Below are 14,727 nucleotides of genomic sequence, written 5' to 3'. Positions count from 1 at the left end.
TTTTAACCAATTACATTCCTCTTCCTCAGCAGTTCGCGAGCTTTGCCTGATATTTCCATGTCGTTGAGGGGATATCCCAGTCTCAAACACTCGAATATCGCTTCGGTCGCTATTTGCCTGTATTTTTTGCTCACGTTCATAAGATACTGCAGAGCTGTTTGACCGCCAACCAAATATATAGTCGATAATTTTTCTTCCATAATTCTCCATTCTAATGATTTTTATGCAAATGTTCAGATTCTCCTGCATTCGTTCCTTATGAACAGTCTTCGGGATGATGATTACATCGCTCTGCAACAGCCAGTGCAAGGCTACCTGTGCAGCAGTCTTGCCGTATTTCTCGCCTATCTGGGTGAGGGTAGGGTTGGATCAGGTTCCACCTGATAAACACCATAACCCAGTTGCGGCATTTCCACGCCATTGCTTAACTTTATCTTCTTCATAATCTATATGTTTTAATGTTCGTTATTCCATTCTGCCATATTTCATTTCCACGCCCTCCTTATCATACTGCTTGCGCTTGCCGGTTGGTGGCTCAGTAAGCGTGATGCGAACTACAGCCGTGCGTGATAGGGAACGGGCGATGCTCTGGTCGAAAGCATCCATGTGGTGAGGAAGAAACCGTTCACAAACTAGTCGGAGCCCATGAATCTTCTCTGCTTCATCTGTCACGATTTCTGCCTTGCCGAATGCAATGGCTGATTTGAATTGCAGGGTGAAACTGCCGTCCTTCGGACCAACCGTAGGCGCACAACGGGTTACGGCTGAAAGGCAAACCTCAGGATGAGTCTTGATTGCCTCCAACTTCTTGCCCTCCAAGGCACCATGAAAATACCAATTCACATCATCATCTGATGCGAGTGACAGGGGTAAACCATAAGGCTTGCCTTCTTCGTCAATAAAACTGACAGTTATATACGGAGCCTTGTGCATTACTTCCAATGCCCACCCACTATCCATTGCTCTTGATTCCTTTCTCATTTTTATCCAATTAATTTAATGATCTGTTTATCCGAAGCATCAGGCAGGATTTCTTTCAGATGCTCGAAAATCCTCTGGTAAGATTCCAGGGGAGTGCGATTGCATTGGCAAACCTCCCTGCCATAGAGATCTTCAGGAGTATTGAGCAGCGACCATCCCCAGCCATATTCATGATTGTGCTTGTCACGAGGGTAGACGAAATCCTCGGTCACGATGTAAGTCGCCATTTCCAGTCGGGTGAGATAACCGTCAAACTTGCTTCTCATTCCCTTGCCGGTGAAACCGCAGGCTGCCCGAAGTTCTCTTGTGATGAGACTACCGGTAGATTGAAGCGTGCTGAGAATGGCTCCTTCTATTGATTCATCATCAGGGCGAGAGTATTTGCTTCTTCTGTAGTTACAGAAGTCCGGCCACCATTCCTGGCTGATGAATCCTGCTTTCTTGTTAAAGAACTTTCCGTACATACATGGCATTTCCTGAATGATTGCGCCCTTCCATTTCCATAGCGGCCAGTCCCAACCGCCTTCAGGAAGTCTTACGTAACCGCAGTCTTCCGCCACGATGTCTTCGGCTGAGAATCCTTCAATGCCACTATCAAGGAGAGGGAGGAAGCCGATCTTCTGGATCAGTTCTATCATGCCTGTTGCTGAATATATTTCTGGAAAATTCATAAGCTTCGTTCTTTATCTTATTATCAATTCATTCAGTTTATCCTCTCTGATAATCTTCGGCTGAGCCTTGCCAGCGAGAATGAGAATCTTCTTGCCATTACGATAAATATGAAGCTGTCGTGAGCGAACTACGGCTGTCAACTCCTCATCATTCTGCATGGCTTGCCAGATAGGATAATATACTCCCTCAGGTTCAAACAACTTCTTTTGAAGATGTGAGCAGAGGTTTGTTGTATCAATAGTTATTGCCATATTTCCTTCAACTTCTTCTTATCACTTTAAAATCCCAACTCCACATCCTTGCCGAATGGTGCGAGCGAAAGTCCGGCCATCTTGAAATGCTGTTTTCCCCAAGGAATGCCGATGATCGTTATACATAAGAGAAAGCCGAAGAACAGATGCATGAGGCAAGCCCACAATCCCCCGAAAATCAGCCAGAGTAAATTCAACGGGATGCGAATGCAACCTGTTGGACTATTCGATTCTCTTACTGTAGAGCCAAAAGGCCATAGGCAGAGCAGACCAATCTTGAATGTCTGTATTGCAAACGGAATGCCGATGATAGTACATGCAAGAGCCAGACTTCCGGTGAAATAACCGATGGCAGCTTCGAGACCTCCGAAGAGCCACCAAAGTAAGTTTCCTATTATGCGCATAAGATTATTCTTTTATATTCTTGATAATTTCTTGCCATTCCTGATGCTCTTCCAGATGATTGGTCTTTACCAGTACGCTCTGAAAGCCGAAATTTCTGCCAGCCTCGGCATTCTCTGCACGGTCATCGAAATAGAGAGTGGTGGCAGGATTCAATCCTGTCTTCTGCGTCATCTCTTCGTAGATTTCGACGGATGGCTTCTCTTTCCGCATGGCGTATGAGAGGAAGACTTCATCAAACATCTCCTCTGTGGAATATCCCAGCTGATTCATCTGACTGACCGATTTCTGCCAAAGCGTATCGTTGATGTTGCTGAGCAGATAGACCTTGTATCGCTTCCGAAGCTTGACCAATGCCTCCAGTCTTTCCACGGGCAGATTGCCACACAACTCTTCCAGGACTTTCTCAATATCCCCGGTTGTGGTTCCTTTGCGGCAAAGGCTCAGCATCTCTTTCAATGTTTCTGCTTCTGCTACCAGACCATTGATATATTGGTGCATCAGTCTCTTGATTTTGCGGACATGGATTAGCCGCTTGAACGCCGTAACGCCCAGGCTCTCCATGGCTTTCACAACAGAGACATCATCAATATTCACGATGACACCTCCATAATCAAAAACGAGTGTTTCTATCTGTTTCATGCTCATTTTCCTGTTGTTAGAATTTATCTATTTCCGTGAAACGATTAAAAGTTCTGCCTTCCCTTGTTACTTTCCCGAAGAACATATCTTCCGGTCTTACCCAATAGGCTTGGTCTCCATAGAGAGCCTGATAAACCACCATGCGCTCCTGAGTCTCGGAGTCGAAGGCAGAATGGATGAATTTGTATTTGCCGCCCTTAAAGTGCTGGAATCCAGATTTCATCTATCGGATGTCCGGCAACATAGAGGTTCACTACAGTTTTCTCTCTGTCGAGCTTCTGCATCTTGCTGGCAGAAACAGGAGGCAGAGACACAATCATCTTCTCCTGCAGCTTGATCAAAATGTTTTATTGACTGATAACTTGATAGTTATGCGCCATTTACGGCAGGATAACACCTGCTCAGGCACGATTCTTCTGCAAAGATACGAATTATATTCAGAAATGGATTCATACTGCTTGGTTTTGTTGGGTCAGCAGACTTGATTTAACCTAATTTATAAATTAGGAGCGCATCTTCAATAATCATACTGTAAAGAGTATGAAACATAAAATAACATAAAGTCTGATTGTAGTGTCTTTTTGTAAATATGGTTGACTCCTAAAGTTTCAATTACATGAAAGAATCATTAGAAGCAACACTGAAAGATGTCGAACTTACCAAAGAAGTGTACCGTCTGTACACTCTTGAGCACCTAACACAACAAGAGATTTCAGTTAAATTGTGTATAGGTCGCTCTACAGTTTGGCGTAAAATTCGTACCTTTGAAGCCGAAAATCCAGAATTGGCAGAAAAGATGAGTAAACAAGGTAAAGAAATTACTCCCGATGACTACAAAGATTTGGTCAAGGAGGTAGCAGAGTTAAAGAAGCAACTTAAGGCAGAACGTCTTCGTGCAGATTTCTATGAGGAAATGGTAGCCTTTGGGAAGAAGGCATATGGGATCAAGGTTTGGAATGCGTAATCACCCGGTGAAGCACAAGACCATCATGCACAATGGCGTGGATTTGGCAGCTCATTACGAGCAAGTGTTTTCTATGTTTCCTGGGGAAGTGCCTGGCGTTGGCCATGACAATCGCTCAGGTAAGTATGTCACAGTCAGAACTGCTGCCTATACCATCAGTTATTGCCATCTTTCTGCTTTCTTGGATTTCAAAGGGGATGTTTGTCAATGCAGGAGAGGTGCTTGGGGTATCTGGTAGTTCCGGAATGTCAACTGGCCCTCATCTGCACCTGACAACAAAAAAGGATGGCAAGGTGTTTGACCCTGTCATCCTTCTGAAGTATGTTCAAAGCATTACAAAGTAGTGCTTGATTAGCATCATTGCTTCTGGCATTTTACCCAAATAGCTTCGTCACCTATAGACATTTTCATCTCAGAAACTGTAGATGTCGCAGTAATGATGGTATAAGAAGCAAATAGTTCACCCTCAACATATGTGTTTAGTGTGTTTCCTTTCAAAGACCATGTTCCACGACCAGTTCCGAAATATCCGGAGCCGTAATAAGAACCGTCAGCATTGAATGTGGCGTAAGTCTTTCTGAAAGGCCAGTCAACATAAGTGCCAGACTCAGATGTCTTTACTGCAGTCATCTCCCAGGTTCCTACAATCATAGACTTATCATAGTCTCCATTGTCTGAATCGTCATCACTGCTGCATGATATGAATGCAAAAGATGCTACCACGAGGGTAAGAAGGAAAAATAAATACTTTTTCATAATGTTACTTTTTAAATTAATAATACTTTTTCTATGTTTTGTTTTGATAATCCTGACGATGAAGGTAACTGCCAACCGCAATTATCGTCATAGCACTCATCATTCTCGATGCCTTCATACTCATCACGATCGCAATAACCACTATTGTGGCTTGAAAATAAGAAATCGAATAGTCCCATACCTTTTCCTATTAATGTTTAACTTCTGCTGCAAAGGTATGAATTGATTGTGCAGTCTATCTGCACAATCAAAAGAATGTGCAAGAATGATAGAAAAAAAAGCAGAAAGAACTGTTTCTTCCTGCTTTAATATGTTATTTGACCTATTATAATTGTCTTAATGTATCTACAAAGAATGCTTCTTGGGCTTTCATCGTTTCGCAAAAGTCCGCATAAGATGTGGACATTTTGCAAATTTCAATACCCAAAATATATAGAGCAGCAGATGAGTCCTTCAACCGTGATTTTGGAATTTTCTGCTGTCTCTCAGACAAAGGAGCTATAAAAACTCCTTTTGAGGCCTGTAAGTTAGTGATGTATGTGATTAACTGATGAAGGTCATCACGATTAACTTTTGAAACCTTTTCATAACTTTCAAGCTTCTTGTATTTTGCATCGAGAACAATATCATCTTTATAGAAATCTGGATAACGGATTCCACTATGATCTTCAAACAAATAGATGCCGCCTTTATGTTTCTTGTTTTCTGGATGCTTGAATCCCTCTTTTTGTAGAATCGTATTCAGATACTCTTCCCAAAGCCAAGCTCCATCAAACAGAATACCGCAAATCTCCTCATCAGTTTCTCCGTACTTTACTTCTTCCATTCTTAGAATTTGTAAGCAAAGGCATTGCAGGGGCTGGTATTCCGTATAGTAAGGATGACTCTTATGTCTTAGGTTCTTACCAATAATTGCACTTCGCTCATTTTTGTTATATGAAGGAGTTAGTGAAATTATAGATTTTACATTATCTATAGTTTCCTGATCTAAACCTAATACGGATTGACCATGTCTCTTTGACTTCATAAACTCAATTGTATGACGGATTAACTCCGTCATGTCATTGTCATAGGTATATTCACGAGTGGAGTATGCCACATTTCCTGCAAACGGAATGTTTTGGGCAATATGGCGACCCCAGTCAATAGTACCTTTTAATTTGGCATCGTTATGTTTGAAGTTCTGATACTCTCTGTATATGCCCTGGCGCATTGCGTTCCTTAGCAAGTGAGGGAACATAAACATAATAAAGTCAAATACATCCTCTTTTTCGTTGTTGTGATTAAGGTCAAAGAGATTGAATGAAAAGACCTTTTGAAGCATGTAATGTAAGAGATAGTCATCGCGTCCTTCGTCAAAACGGGATTTAATTTTTATCTGCAGGTTTCCTACACCGATAAAACCCATCACATTTCCTGTGGTAATACGTACCTTTTCAGAGTCACTTGTATTTAGAATGGTCATAACAGAAGCATCACCGACTTTATCGTCAGAATCCTCTATACTATAGGGAAATATTAGCAGATTCTCATTTTCATGACATAATTGAGCTATTGTCTTGTCGGCAATAGGGAATAAAGCTGAGACATCTTTACGAAGAAATGTCCCAGCTTCCACCTGTCCAATATTATTATCTGTTAAGTTAATTCTCATCGACAAATTCGTTATCATTAATATTTGAGTTGCTTTCTTTGGTATCGAAGTAAGCATTTCTCAACTTCTCCATGATTTCTTCTGATTTGCGGAAACCACGGATATATTCTCGAAGCAATGGTTCGATATTCATATTCCACAGCTTTTCAAAGTTTCCACCATTATCACCCAACTTTAAGAAGTATGATGGTCCAACCTGGTAGGCAGGTCCAAGCCCTTCAATCTTGGATATCTCATTATTCAATCTTACCATAACATTCTTTGCCTTAGTGGCACATTCGAGTTTGTCGAGCATAGATTGTGTATCTTCTGGCTTTATTTCCTTCCAAGTAAATCTGCGACGCATAGCAAAGTCCATGCTCTCGATGCTACGGTCTATATCATTCATTGTACCAAGAATGAATACGTTCTCAGGAATATAAAATCCTTCTGCAAATACATCTGTTTCAGGGACAAGGTTCTGATATTGAGTCTTTACTCGAATATCTTTCTTGCCTCTATAACCAGGGTCAATGGCATAGAATAGTTCACCAAATATTTTTGAAGCCTCTCCACGATTGATTTCATCAATGATGAAAACAAAATCTTTTTTGACTACGTTACTTGCTGTTAATGTTGAAATGTTCTTTTGTTTGTACACTTCTTTAAGTACAGCCCAGTAAGCTGAAGCATGACAACCTCCAATAGCATCCCTTACAGCATCGCTAATGTTTGAAATATTGTTCAAAGACTCTGTTGTAGTAAATACTTTTGCAAGTTTTGCCAATCTGTCAAAAGAAACGGTATAAGTACGATTACTACTAGTTCCAGGAGTTTTCAGTTCTATGTTATTAAAGTCTGTAACCTTAACCACTTCCATGGATTTTCCGTTTGTTTTGAGCTTAAATTCATTCAAATCACCATTATTAATTTTATCAATAACTGTATTATATTTATCATTCAGTGATTTTTCTTCCGATAACTCAGTGAGAGTTTTTTTGCTGTCCTCCAAATTCTTGATAGCTTTTTTGCAAAACTCTTTGAAAATTCCATCTTTACGCTCAAATCCCATCTGTCCTTCAGACATCATGATAGGTCTTAGACCTTCTACAAAATCAGTATAGTCGTAAGAGGGATGAAATTGCACAAAGCACATTTCGTACTTACCACATCCCATTTCTTTTGCTATGGCCTGTGCCATAAAGGTCTTACCGGTACCAGGAGCACCAGTCAGAACTAAGTTCTTGCTTTCTTTAAGCAAGTCAATATATTTTTGATACATCATAGTGCTGTCTATTTTTGTTTCAACAAGATCATTTTCATTATCTTCCTTGTCAGTATCTGTATTTTTTAATAATGCCCTATTATAGTACCACAATACCGTTTGGGCTGTAAGTGGCATACTTTTAATACATCCATTATTCTTTATTTCGTCATTGATGGACAAAATCAATTCATTCTCTTTCTCAATCTCTGGAATAACGTATTGATCCAGTAATTCGTAAAAATGAACAAGCTTTAGACCTGCCTTTCGTGGCTTAACCCCTAAAAGCTTACATAAATTCTTATATACATCATTTTTATAAAAAGTATATTTCTGAGGATTATGGAATGTCAGGAAACAACTGATAAGTCGCTCATCACACATTGCACTCGTATGATTGGTAAACTTTGCTTTGATCTTGTCATCCCATAATGTTTTGCAGCTTTCAGTAAAGTTTTCTATTCTTTCTTGTAGAAGGATATTTTCATCAAATAGTGCTCTAAAGAGTTTTCTATACTCTTCTGGTTCATATTTCACAAAATTTCTAATTGCGGTAATCTGTGAACTAAAACATAGATTCTTAAATTCCAGTGAATTAATCTCTTTAGAAAAATCTACAGCATTAGGGTCTGGGTGTCCATTTTGTTTGGACACCAATTCCCATTTATATAATTCTTGCATTTGGTTTTCAGAATCACCATTTAGCCCATATTGGATTTGGTGATTCTTGAATAATGTGACTATATCTCTTAAATTCATTTCGTATCTTCTATTGCTATATCAAATTTAATATCCTTATTACGATAGAGATAAATCTTTGTGTCGTAGGTTATTGTCTCTACTTCGAATCGTTCGCCATTTGGCTGACGGGCAATGTTCCACTCGTTGATGAAACCTCCATCTGGATAGATAGAGAGCTTCTTGTTACCACAAGTTATTGACAATACTCGCCAATGGGTGAGAGTACGCTTAGGAACGGAAACGACAGGGAGTAAATGACCTTCTATGTTCTGATCATATTTGAGGTCATCTATCCATGCATTTGTGAAGTTCGTCAACCATTTGTCACGCACTTCAGAAGATGGCATGTTGGTGCATATCTTGTTGGCATTGCCCTTGTCATCTCTGTAGGCTTCAACCTTAAACTCGATGTCGAAGTTTGAACCAATCTGTTTCACTATGTGCCAGACAGTCTGTATGGTAATCATCATACCCATGATACTCTTCAGATGTTCGTCCTGATAGCTAATCTTCAAATTGCCACCGTTCTGCTTAGCATAGGAAATGAACTCATCAATGAGACCATTCGATTTTGTCTGGAGAATTTCACCCAACTGATAGGTATGAATCTCCTTGAACTCATCACCAGCCAGTTTCAGCAGCATAGCCGATGGTTTATAAGACAAGTCCATAGACTTCGCAGAAGCAATAGGATTATCCGTGCGAACAAAGAACATAGTGTCGTTGCCCCATTGTGCATTCAGTTGTGCATGTTCCTTGCTGCTCATGAAGTAAAGGCTGCCGTCAATGTAAGCAATAGGGTAGAGGCACTTGCTTGCCCAAGGATTCTTCATCTTTTTGACATCGCTCCCTTTTGCCCATGCTTTTATCTCACGGCACATTGCCACAACTGGTTCCACTATTGCTGTCTGTTCCGATTCCATCAGACAGAAAGTCGTAGTCTGGCTCTTTATCACAAAACGATTCATGAACTGTGGCTGCCATCCGTTTTCTCTATCCTCATAATCCCATTCGGTATAGTCATTGTCAGCAAACAGAACCAGTTCTTGATGAGATGCTGCAAAGGCCTTCTCTAAATCATATAATGTGGTCTGTGATGGAGAAGTACCAGGGAATGCATCCTTGATATTTTGAGGAACGGTATCACCCACCTCTTCCTCTTCTTCTATCCAAGCCAAAGCTGCATCTACATCAACGAACTTGGCATATCTGAGTGTAAACTTGTCGAGGAGCATATCCTTTGATTTCTTCTCACGAGCTTCCATCAGGAGTTTCTTCGTAGCCTTGATGACATCCTTCATTACCTGAATGTTAGCCATTTGGTTAGCATAGCCAGCTCCTCCTGGATTACAGTCGAAGATACAGAGATGACCGTTTGGCATGATGGCGAAGTCAACGGCTCCACGTTCTTTGCCCAGAATGTCCACCAAGGTCTGAGTGAAGGCTATACCCAATGTAAAGAGCAGGTTCTCCTCCTCATCACGGTTAGACATCCATTTGTTCTTTCCCTTATGGCGAATACGAATCTCGCTATAGTCGGTTTGTATTGTGTCGCCAATAATCACATTGCGCTTCACCTTTGAGGCATCATGTGAGCAACAGCAAGCTTTGCGCATTTCCTTACCGGTGATGGCGAAATGGTATTTTGGCTTCTCTGGCTTTCCTTCCTTCTTTTCAGGCGTTATATTGTTAAACTCATACGGGAACTTCAATGGTTCATCCTTGTCTGCTACATCTTCCTCCAATACTGTACGTCCACACTTAGGACAGAAGCAATATCCATATCCCTTACCTTCATTGTAATAGAGTATCTTGGCATTGCCAGAGTCACTATTAGGGCGAACAGAGAAAAGATGAGGTTCCGTCACATTGTTTGCCCAGTCATCAGCATCAATCAGCTGAGCACTAACTCGTGTATAGACATTACTGTCCATAATTCGGGTCTTGTCCTCATTCATATCAGGCATGAAACCAACTGGCTGAATCAGTTCCAGCCCATAGTTATCATTCACAGTCCATTTAATCTGATTACTGAGCGTAGAATCATTGATCACCGTCTTGTCGCTGTTTCGATAGATGGTCTTGTATGTTTTGTGGTTGTCATCATACATGTTGGTGATTTCTATACCACGAACGATATATACAACACCATCCACTGCCACGCTGTTGCCTGGCGCATACTGGGCGATGGCATCACGCAATGAGTAGGATGGATTGGATGATGTCATAGGAGTAAAAAAGTCCTTCTTGCCATTGCTGTTCAAATCGAGCGTGAGCACGTTGACCGGCATATTGGCATTCGGAGTGAAACGACTGGTTGCCCAGAAGTTCAACAATCGCTTATACAACACCTCTATATACTGCATTTTCAGCTTGATGCGGAATTTGTCCGTGATAGGACCACCTCCCGAAAATGCAGTCTTGTAGTCTATCAGTTTGTTGCGCAGTTCAGAGTAGCAACGCTCGTTGATTTCCTGCGCATTCTTGACCACCTGATTGATTTGATCATCATAAACCGTACCACTCAAAAGTTTCATCAGGTCCTCACGTACCTCTGGTTCAAGTTGCTTGGAACATAGAATGTTGAATTTCTCATACATTGTTCCCTTTGGATCGCCAAGCAGGTCGTTAGGGTCCGCATTACTTGAATTGTCCTTCACAAACTCAATCTTGCCGTTGATTACCTTCACTTCAAATGGGGTATAATAGTCTGCTACCTTTTGTGTCAGGCGTCCACCATTGGCACCTTCGGTAAACACGCCAAAGGCACGAACAAGGAATGAGTTTACATGACGCTGAATCACCTGTGGACTCTTCAAATCTACAGATGGTACTCTTACTGGTCGACTGATAATCTTGTCTATAGGATTGCTCAAAGTTCTGAGACCTATCACGTCTGAACCACAAAGAGTTATACAGGCACTGCGAACCTTGTTGTTACGTCCGCTTCGACCTGCACGCTGCTTATAGTTGGCAGGCAGAGGAGGAACACTCGACAGCAATACTACCTCCAGGTTACCCAAGTCCACACCCATCTCCATAGTTGTAGAGCAGGCAAGGATATTGATGGTATGATCCTTGAACTTCGACTGCAATCCACGAGCCACACTCTTATCAACTTGAGCGGTATGTTCCTGTTGTACAAAAAGATTTGGGAAGGCATGAATATCCTCCAGACGATCAGAGAATACACCGTCTGTTCCCCAAATGTTATTGTTCCAAAGTAAGGCTCTATGCGTCTTAGCCCAGGATTCTATAGTCTTTTTGTCTCCTTCCTTTGCTGAACCCTTATAGTATGGGAAAGCCTCCCATTGCTCATGCAAATCCTCACGTAATTCTACAGGTGTAGTACCTTCCAAATATGGAGAGAAACGCTTGAAATTGTTTCCGATAGGGCGCAGGCAGACTGCATGGCGGTTACCGTCTGCTTTTGTATCGCAGAGATAAACGTCATCATAGAGCTTGAAGCAGAGGTCATTCAGATTGAAACGAGGCGCATTGTCTTTTTCATTGACAAAGTGTCCTGTATCATCCAGACGCTGACCCACCTGCAATATCTTATACTCATCGCCAGTCAGAGTTTCCCAAAGAGAATCTATTACGGCAGAAATCTCATGGAAATACTGACGCTGAGCATCGTTCATGGTCAATGTGTTGTCATCACGGGCTATCAGCGCACAGAGATAACGCACAATACGGGCTGTTGATACCTTGCCTTCTTCCAGTTTAGGTTTGTTAAATGGACGACGGCGAGGCTTCTCTGTAGCAAAACGTACCGTAGAGAAGATGTCAATCTTGTCATTTCCAGGAATGCGAAGATAGAAAGACTGGTTGCTTCGTACCGTATAGTCGAGATAAACCTGCATCAGGTTTCTCCAGTCCTCTTCTGTAATCTGGTTAACTGGGTTGTCCAGCAAATCATTGAAGTCTTCTACAGCCTTTGGCAACTTGATTTTCTCCAGTTGAGGATAACATGTCTCAAACAGACCCAAAGTTTCCGGAGATGCTGCAGATGCAGGACGATGTGCCAGATACATCACCATAATACTCTGGATATACTTGTCAATGATTTCATCTGATGGAAGTCCGTCTTCCACCTCATCGCTATCACCCGAACGCTTCACGAATACGGATGCAAATACCGGACAGTATGGATCATTTTTCAGAAGTTCTACTATCTCTGACCAGGTCATATACTTGCACGACATCTCGTCCAGCTGCTTCTGAACCACCTTAGGGTCAGGCGACTGGAGATTAGCCATCATTGGTGTATATTTCATCATAGACATAGGATCTGCTTGAACTGCAGCTAAGATTTGTGCCATAGCAGCCTCTTTGGTCAGTCCATTTGCCTTCCTGCGACACAGTTCATGGTATATGGTACTGTTGAACCACATACGTTCCTGTTCCAGATTCTGTTTCAAGGTTGCCTTTGCTGCAGCCTGACGGCTATCTACAAAACTGATATATTGCTGTCCGTCATGAAGTACGATGCCGCCTGTCTTTGAATCGCCTTTATCCAACTGGTCAAGGATGCTTGGAGCCATCATGCGTGAGATGAAGTCGGCTGAGAGACGGAACTTCTGCAGACGGTTGTCTTCCATATTCCCGTTTGCATCACCTTCCACATCCTGGTCTGTATTGTGGTTCTTGGTCTGTTTGGCATTGCAGTAAGGACAGCATCCCTGGATGTTGCCAACAACATGCCAGTTTCCCGTTTCTTTTTCATCGGCAGGTGCCAATGGTTGCAGTTTGCCTCCAGGAACCAAACGGAATTTCACGTTACCGTCTCCCTTCATGTTCTTTTCATTAGAGAGTCCGAAGATGGCATACTTCTTCGTTGAGTTGTCATTATTTTCTGCCATGTCGAGGTCGAACATATCGCTATCATCAGTTGCGATGGCCTCATAAGTCCAATCCTCAGTATTGACAGAAGCCAGTGCTACATACTCGCCACAATGCTTACATCGGCTGAGTTCCAGCAGTGGAGCTTCCTCGATAGGAGTCAATGACAGAGCATCTTCACCAATCTTCTTTCCGATGGCGTTTTCTGTATATATTTTGAAAGAACCATCAGCAAACTCATTCAATCGGACAAAGAGTCCGTTGTTAGGGACACGATAGAAGTAGTGTACCTTCAATTTGCATACAGGCATCTTAAGCCCCTCTGCCTTGCAGCGGTCTTCTTCTCGCTGGCACATCTCGTCGAGCCACTGGAGTTTCTGGCTGATAGAAGCTTTCTCTGGATATAGTTCATCCAGAGAGATATAGTCAGCCTTGAAAATTTTTCTCCAACGATCTTCGTCTTCACCCTTCGGAATTTCTTTTTCTCCGATACGCTTACCTCCAATAGCTTCCACCTGGTCAGCTCTCACGCCAGTGATACCGGCAATAAACTCTTTCAGTTCTCTTTCATCCTTCTCTTTGTCCTCACCATTTCCGAAGGTAGCAGATGATGTTGCAAAACGCACATTCTGTGCATTCACTTTGAAGGCGAGAAGTACACGACGAAGAAGCATCGCAAGTTCAGCTGCTCCAGCTCCAGTATAAGAGTGGGTCTCGTCGATAGCAACCCAGCGAAGACTATGCTTTCCAGCAACAATCAACTTTGCATCGGCTCCTCTCAGCAAGATGTATTCCAGCATGGTTGGGTTGGTCAATACAATATGAGGAGGGTTGTTGCGAACATCCTTACGGGTATAGATCATGTGAGGATATTTCGAGTCCTTCAGCTCGTAATGTCCTTGCCCGTCTGGATCTTTCTTTACCCATTCATATTTGCCTCCTGTCACATGCTCTATGCGACGGCGCATTTTCTCTGCATCATCTGACTTGTCCGTATTCTTGGGTTCCATTTCTGGTAAGTCACCATTATATACTGTATAGGTCAGGCGAGTGCCTGTAGATGATTCTGCAACCGTCAGAAGTTCTTCCAAACGCTCCTTCTGGTCTTCCATCAAGGCGTTGAGAGGATAGAGAAAGAGAGCCTGTATTTCATTTGGCAGTGCATTTTGTGAGAGGTCATGAATCAATGGCATCATAAAGCACTCCGTCTTACCAGAACCAGTACCCGTAGTCACGACAACCGATTTTGGCTTATCGTCTGCCGTTCTTTGTCTGAGCAATACATCCCAGCATTTATACTGGTGCTCGTATGGAGAATATTTAAAGTTCCACAGTTTGCCCACCAAAGCCTTGGCTTCCTCAGCTTTCTCAGGCGCAACTGGGATATATGAGTTCATGCATTGAACTACAGGCACGGCATTCTCAGGCGCAAATAGATTGCCGATAAGAGTCTTCATCTGCTTGATGTATGAGCGCTGACTGTCGTTGTTCGACTCACCGCACCACATCGCAACGAGGGCTCTTTCCACCGCTGTTCTATTGTTGTTATATAGTTCAGAGAAGTTCATAATCTTGT

Annotated in this window: 16 protein-coding genes; 3 read left to right on the top strand and 13 right to left on the bottom strand. The window is 42.2% G+C overall.

The features are described from left to right. Nucleotides 1–2: 2 nt before the first annotated feature. From NQ544_RS04800 to NQ544_RS04760, 8 genes are all read right to left on the bottom strand, one after another. Nucleotides 3–200 (bottom strand): hypothetical protein, encoded by a 198-nt coding sequence (locus tag NQ544_RS04800; RefSeq protein WP_006846496.1) that lies wholly within the window; start codon nt 198–200, stop codon nt 3–5. Nucleotides 201–465: 265 nt separating this feature from the next. Continuing rightward, on the bottom strand, nt 466–981 hold the full coding sequence (locus tag NQ544_RS04790; RefSeq protein WP_006846498.1) for a pyridoxamine 5'-phosphate oxidase family protein: 516 nt from the start codon (nt 979–981) through the stop codon (nt 466–468). Nucleotides 982–983: 2 nt separating this feature from the next. Continuing rightward, entirely contained in the window at nt 984–1,652 is a 669-nt protein-coding gene (locus tag NQ544_RS04785; RefSeq protein WP_006846499.1) for an AlkZ-related protein, read from the bottom strand. A 12-nt stretch (nt 1,653–1,664) separates the two neighbouring features. Beyond that, entirely contained in the window at nt 1,665–1,898 is a 234-nt protein-coding gene (locus NQ544_RS04780) for a hypothetical protein (protein WP_040552720.1), read from the bottom strand. A 32-nt stretch (nt 1,899–1,930) separates the two neighbouring features. After that, complete coding sequence (locus NQ544_RS04775) at nt 1,931–2,308, bottom strand: YccF domain-containing protein (protein WP_006846501.1); 378 nt, start codon at nt 2,306–2,308, stop codon at nt 1,931–1,933. A 4-nt stretch (nt 2,309–2,312) separates the two neighbouring features. After that, a complete protein-coding gene (locus NQ544_RS04770; protein WP_167529913.1) occupies nt 2,313–2,948 on the bottom strand; it encodes an HAD-IA family hydrolase in 636 nt (211 codons plus the stop codon). 16 nt (nt 2,949–2,964) lie between these two features. Beyond that, entirely contained in the window at nt 2,965–3,171 is a 207-nt protein-coding gene (locus tag NQ544_RS04765; RefSeq protein ID WP_006846503.1) for a DUF1653 domain-containing protein, read from the bottom strand. After that, complete coding sequence (locus NQ544_RS04760; protein ID WP_006846504.1) at nt 3,146–3,289, bottom strand: hypothetical protein; 144 nt, start codon at nt 3,287–3,289, stop codon at nt 3,146–3,148. Before NQ544_RS04760 ends, NQ544_RS04765 begins: the two co-directional genes overlap by 26 nt. Nucleotides 3,290–3,564: 275 nt before the next feature. Between NQ544_RS04760 and NQ544_RS04755 the strand changes: the two genes are divergently transcribed. From NQ544_RS04755 to NQ544_RS04745, 3 genes are read left to right on the top strand one after another with little or no spacing between them, the layout of a single operon-like run. Next, nucleotides 3,565–3,912: a hypothetical protein gene (locus NQ544_RS04755; protein WP_006846505.1), complete on the top strand. Its 348-nt coding sequence runs from the start codon at nt 3,565–3,567 to the stop codon at nt 3,910–3,912. Continuing rightward, nucleotides 3,887–4,150, top strand: coding sequence for a M23 family metallopeptidase (locus NQ544_RS04750; protein ID WP_228023751.1), 264 nt, complete (start codon nt 3,887–3,889; stop codon nt 4,148–4,150). Before NQ544_RS04755 ends, NQ544_RS04750 begins: the two co-directional genes overlap by 26 nt. Beyond that, on the top strand, nt 4,110–4,256 hold the full coding sequence (locus NQ544_RS04745; protein WP_228023738.1) for a M23 family metallopeptidase: 147 nt from the start codon (nt 4,110–4,112) through the stop codon (nt 4,254–4,256). The genes NQ544_RS04750 and NQ544_RS04745 overlap by 41 nt, the downstream gene beginning before the upstream one ends. Before the next feature lie 13 nt (nt 4,257–4,269). Here NQ544_RS04745 and NQ544_RS04740 read toward each other — a convergent pair whose 3' ends face one another. The 5 genes from NQ544_RS04740 to NQ544_RS04720 all read right to left on the bottom strand — a co-directional run bounded on the left by NQ544_RS04740 (nt 4,270) and on the right by NQ544_RS04720 (nt 14,719). Continuing rightward, a complete protein-coding gene (locus NQ544_RS04740; protein WP_040552515.1) occupies nt 4,270–4,668 on the bottom strand; it encodes a lipocalin-like domain-containing protein in 399 nt (132 codons plus the stop codon). A gap of 11 nt (nt 4,669–4,679) precedes the next feature. Further along, a complete protein-coding gene (locus NQ544_RS04735) occupies nt 4,680–4,847 on the bottom strand; it encodes a hypothetical protein (protein WP_153134089.1) in 168 nt (55 codons plus the stop codon). Nucleotides 4,848–4,993: 146 nt separating this feature from the next. Beyond that, entirely contained in the window at nt 4,994–6,322 is a 1,329-nt protein-coding gene (locus NQ544_RS04730; protein WP_006846508.1) for an McrC family protein, read from the bottom strand. Next, on the bottom strand, nt 6,312–8,324 hold the full coding sequence (locus tag NQ544_RS04725; RefSeq protein ID WP_006846509.1) for an McrB family protein: 2,013 nt from the start codon (nt 8,322–8,324) through the stop codon (nt 6,312–6,314). The genes NQ544_RS04730 and NQ544_RS04725 overlap by 11 nt, the downstream gene beginning before the upstream one ends. Then, nucleotides 8,321–14,719, bottom strand: coding sequence for a DEAD/DEAH box helicase (locus NQ544_RS04720; protein WP_006846510.1), 6,399 nt, complete (start codon nt 14,717–14,719; stop codon nt 8,321–8,323). The genes NQ544_RS04725 and NQ544_RS04720 overlap by 4 nt, the downstream gene beginning before the upstream one ends. Nucleotides 14,720–14,727 lie beyond the last annotated feature (8 nt).

The organism is Segatella copri DSM 18205 (genome assembly GCF_025151535.1).
GTDB lineage: Bacteria > Bacteroidota > Bacteroidia > Bacteroidales > Bacteroidaceae > Prevotella > Prevotella copri.
This window is presented reverse-complemented; position numbering and strand designations above follow the sequence as displayed.